This window comes from Dickeya sp. MK7, assembly GCF_000406305.1.
GTDB classification, from domain to species: Bacteria; Pseudomonadota; Gammaproteobacteria; order Enterobacterales; family Enterobacteriaceae; genus Dickeya; species Dickeya fangzhongdai.
In genome coordinates this window covers 2,790,831-2,795,296 of record NZ_CM001984.1, presented here as the reverse complement: position 1 = coordinate 2,795,296, position 4,466 = coordinate 2,790,831, and the positions used below count along the sequence as shown (strand labels likewise).

At 54.6% G+C, this 4,466-nt stretch carries 3 protein-coding genes and 2 pseudogenes; 2 read left to right on the top strand and 3 right to left on the bottom strand.

Features of this window, described 5'->3' with window-relative positions:
- Both DXXMK7_RS22665 and smrA read left to right on the top strand, forming a co-directional pair.
- Window positions 1–354 (top strand): annotated as a pseudogene (locus DXXMK7_RS22665) (phage tail protein); the annotation flags it as partial.
- Between the two features lie 198 nt (window positions 355–552).
- Entirely contained in the window at window positions 553–1,119 is a 567-nt protein-coding gene (gene smrA / locus DXXMK7_RS12140; protein WP_038921001.1) for a DNA endonuclease SmrA, read from the top strand.
- Between the two features lie 50 nt (window positions 1,120–1,169).
- Here the strand turns inward: smrA and DXXMK7_RS12135 are convergent, their stop codons facing one another.
- The 3 genes and pseudogenes from DXXMK7_RS12135 to DXXMK7_RS23085 form a co-directional block, all read right to left on the bottom strand.
- The gene (locus DXXMK7_RS12135; RefSeq protein ID WP_038919321.1) at window positions 1,170–2,516 is read right to left on the bottom strand and encodes an aromatic acid/H+ symport family MFS transporter; all 1,347 of its coding nucleotides are present in this window, start codon (window positions 2,514–2,516) and stop codon (window positions 1,170–1,172) included.
- A gap of 162 nt (window positions 2,517–2,678) precedes the next feature.
- Window positions 2,679–4,034 (bottom strand): esterase-like activity of phytase family protein, encoded by a 1,356-nt coding sequence (locus tag DXXMK7_RS12130; RefSeq protein WP_038919320.1) that lies wholly within the window; start codon window positions 4,032–4,034, stop codon window positions 2,679–2,681.
- A gap of 209 nt (window positions 4,035–4,243) precedes the next feature.
- Window positions 4,244–4,466: pseudogene (locus tag DXXMK7_RS23085) on the bottom strand (phage tail protein); the annotation flags it as partial.

Below are 4,466 nucleotides of genomic sequence, written 5' to 3'. Positions count from 1 at the left end.
CGCGGGGTGGATGCGGGGCGAGGATTGTTATCACGACAGGCACCATCCCTCATTACTGCTAACATCGGTCCTGATGCAGCACAATTATTAGTTGTTGAAGGCTCCACGGCTAACACAGCGACAATTGCTGAATTTAATCAATCAATGCAAACCGATACGATCGTAGATGCTGATTATGGGCCAGCATTGAAAGGTTATTCTTACGCCATAAATGGATACGCTTATACAGGAAATAGCAATCAGAGAACTGTCGATACGAATACTCATCGTCCACTAAACAACAATCCCTATTTTATCGCTGGCGGTACCCGCCCGCGCAACATCGCGTTTAGCTACATCGTGAGGGCCGCCTGAAGACTGGAGAACTTAGTTGGTGAAACTGAGCTGGGTAGGTGTCGCGGCGGCGTAGCCGGATAAACCCGGAGCATAACACCGGTAAACCACTGCGCGGTGAGGGGACTCACCGCGTTTTTACTCTGTGACCGGCAAGGTGATATTTCACCGTACTCTCGTTATAGTAGGCAGGTGGTTTGGATCAACGCGAGTGACATGATGGATACTGATGAAAAAACGCTGTTTCTGAATGCCATGGACGATGTCAAACCGCTAAAGCCGTCCGCCACTGTCGTTCATCTTAAACCCGCCCCATCGAAAGCTGTGCCTTCTCGCCTGGAAGAGCCGGATCTGGATAATTTTCTGATCACCGGTTTTCTCGACCTGTTTCCATGCGAGGTGCCGCTGGAATTTACAAGAGAAGGTATCCAGCAGGGGGTTGTGGATAAACTGCGTCAGGGAAAGTATCCGCTGGATGCCAGCCTCAACCTGCTGCGTCAGCCGGTCGAAACCTGTCGGCAGAACCTGTTTGCGTTCATGTTGCAGGCGCAACGGGACAATTTGCGTAATTTGCTGATTATTCATGGTAAAGGCCGTCATGAAAAATCACACGCCAATGTCGTGCGCAATTACCTGTTCCGCTGGCTGCAGCAGTTTGATTCCGTGCAAGCCTTCTGTACCGCACAGCCGTTTCACGGCGGTGCCGGCGCCTGTTATGTGTCGCTTAGAAAATCCGATCAGGCCCGTCAGGATAACCGTGAGAGACACGCCAAACGTAGCCGTTGATCTTTCCTTCGAAGCAAAAGAAAACGCCCGGTTAACCGGGCGTTAGCGTATTAGTAACTGAGTTCTGCAACGACGGGCCGGCTATAGCCGAACTGTCCTTTGGCGAGAATCATCAACGACGTCAACAGAGCAGGAATCGCCAGAATAGTAAACATGGTCGTCAGCCCCCATCCCATGCTGACCACCTGTGCGCCGGCAAACGCACTCATGATGGCGCCCATTCGGCCAACGCCATGCATCCAGCCTGAGCCGGTGGCGCGGGCTTCCGTCGGGTAGTAACGGGCGGAAAGCGCATTCATGCCGGTGTTGGCGCCGTTAAGGCAAAATCCGCTGCTGAACGCCACCACCGCCAGAATCACAAAATAAGCGTGGGTGACGCCAATCATCGCGGTAGCTACGCCGCCGGCGGCGTAAATCATGCCAAGCGCCAGATGCGGGTTAACGCGGTCCATCAGCCAGCCGGCAAACAGCGAACCGAATGTGCCGCCGGCCTGATACAAGGCGGTAATCATGGTGGCTTCGGTCACGCTCATGCCGGCTTCCTTGATGACGGTCGGCAGCCAACTGCCCAACAGATATACCATGAACAGGCCGAAGAAATAGCCGCCCCACAGCATGACGCTGCCAAAACGGTAAGAGCGGGACAGCACCAGCTGAACGGCAAACGCCGGCGTTTTTTCCGCCACAGGCATGGCGAAGTGGCTGTCGGCCTGGCAGATGCCGGGAGCGATTTTGTCCACGATTTGATGAATCTGACGCGAGTCCGCCCGCTTGCTGACCAGAAACCGTACCGACTCCGGCAGCTTCATCAGTAGGAACGGCACCAGCAGCAGCGGCAAAATGCCGCCCATCAGCAGCACGGAATGCCAGCCCCACTGCGGGATCATCCAGGAGGCGGCAAACCCGCCGCTGGCGGCGCCGAAACTGAAACCGCAGAAGACCACGGTAATGATGAAGGAGCGTTTTTTCTCCGGCGCAAACTCCGAAACCAGCGTACCGACATTCGGCATCGCCGCCCCCAGACCTAAACCGGTCAGAAAGCGGAAAATCACCATATGCTGCAGCGTCTGAGAAAATGCGGTTAACAAGGTCCACAGGCCGAACAAAAATACGCTGGCGATGATGATCGTTTTACGGCCGCGCCAGTCCGCCAGCGGCCCAGAAACCATCGCTCCCACCGCCAGGCCGATCAGCGCCGCGCTGATAACCACGGCCAGTTCCGCGTTGCCGATTCCCCAGGCTGCTTTCAACGATGGCGCAATAAAGCCCATGATGGCGATGTCCATACCATCAAGCGCAATAATACAAAAGCAAAGAAAAACAATCAGTTTCTGGTAAGCGCCAAGAGGACGCTGATTAATCAGCTGGCGTACGTCAATCGCGGTGGAACCTGTCACGCTTTTTCTCCAACAATACCGCACAAATGTTCACAATGGCTTACACTGTAAACAATTATTTCCGATAGGGAAATATAATGGCGGGAAAAAATTTCAGGGACCGGGTAAATAAAAGCGGCGCACCGTAAACGGAGCGCCGCCGGGTAATAAATGCGAAGCGGACTAGTAAAGCGGCTGGGGCAGATGGATAACCCATAACTGGCTGGTTGCCTCATCCTTCGGCAGCGGTTCCAGCTCCAGTCGGGTATCGACGGGTTTGCCATCCAGCAGCAGCGTGCCATCAGGGCCTGCCTGATATTTACCGATCTTCTTTACATCTTTGGCGGGATTGACCAGCACGGACTGTAAACCAAAATCGTTGTCGTTGGTGACCGCCAGCGTGCGGGCATCGATTAACGCTAGCCCTTCTGCCTTCTCGGGTTTCCAGCCCAACTGGCGCAAGTCGACCAGTTGCTGCTTTTTCGCCAGCACGACGCCGCGTTTCGCCAGCGTTTCGGCATCATTCCACTCAGCCGGCTGTTGCGCATCCAACGCGCTCAGATCGCTGGCCTGGCTCAGGTCAACACGGTAAATCAGGTTATGCATCACCTTGTTTTTATCCGCGCCTTGCTCAATCACCAGCACTTCATGGTCGTTGAGCGCAACCATATCGCCGATTTTGGCGTCGCCGGTTTTTTTCCACTGATCCGCATCCAGCGGATAGCCGTACATGGCGGTTTTGCCCGTAGCCGGATCAAAGCTGACCAGGCGAGTAAATAACGCCTTGTTTTGGGTTTTCCCTTCTATATCCAGCGTACTTTGCACCGCGGCCAGAATGCGGCCGTCCGGCATGCGGGTGATGCCTTCAAAACCACGGTTAGGCTGGCGCCATTTAAGAATATTGGGTAAGCCGCTGGCTACGCCTTGTTCGCCGTTGAGCGGCGTCGGGCCGACTTTCTTCAGGATTTTTCCCTGCGCATCCACCTGAATCAGGAACGGACCGTACTCATCCGATAGCCAAAATCCCCCCTGACCATCCGGGGTAATGCCTTCGGTGTCCAGCCCACGGCGGTCATCCGTTAATTTTTGCAGTGCATCGCTGAGCGCCACTTCATTGGTGGTGCCGACCAGCGAGCCGGATAGTGGCAAGCCGCTGATAGGGCCGGCTTCATCATGCAATTTGCGCAGCGCCGTGGCCTGCGCGCTTTTGGCATCCACGGTAATGGTCATGATGGAGGGGGTAAAATCAGGCGCGGCGAAGATCTTCGCATCTTTACCCTGGTATTCCGGCGCATCGGCATTCGGGCCGCGATCGGTAACGGTAACGAACGTCAGTTTGTCGCCATCCCGCCCGATAAATGACAACCCGGAACCGACCCCCATTGGAAAACCGTTGGGGAAACGCGTCTGCCATTTACCGTGGTAACTGACCCGATCGTTATCAGGAAAGGTAATCTGGTACTGTTCGGTTTGAATATCCGCAGCCTGAACTATCTGGGCCAGCAGAAGCAAGGGGAAAAAGGATAAATGAAGGCGCATGGTCGAACCCCGTAAAAGAAATCGGCGACATCACACTAAAACTGTAATACGACGTTTTTATGACAACGCATAGTATAAAACGCAACGCATAAAAACGCGGTGAGTCCCCTCACCGCGCAGTGGTTTACCGGTGTTATGCTCCGGGTTTATCCGGCTACGACGCCGCGACACCTACCCAGCTCAGTTTCACCAACTAAGTTCTCCAGTCTTCAGGCGGCCCTCACGATGTAGCTAAACGCGATGTTGCGCGGGCGGGTTTCTGTACCGCCAGTCGGCGTTGTTTGTACATAGCCATCTGTACTGGTGCTATCTCCGCGTGGGAAATTGGTCCAGTTCTCACCGGCAGTTCCATTGATTGGAACGCCATGAGTATGTGAAAGCATTTCGTGATTCTGAAATGAAAGCAGAGTACGCCCCGCATCCACCCCCCTT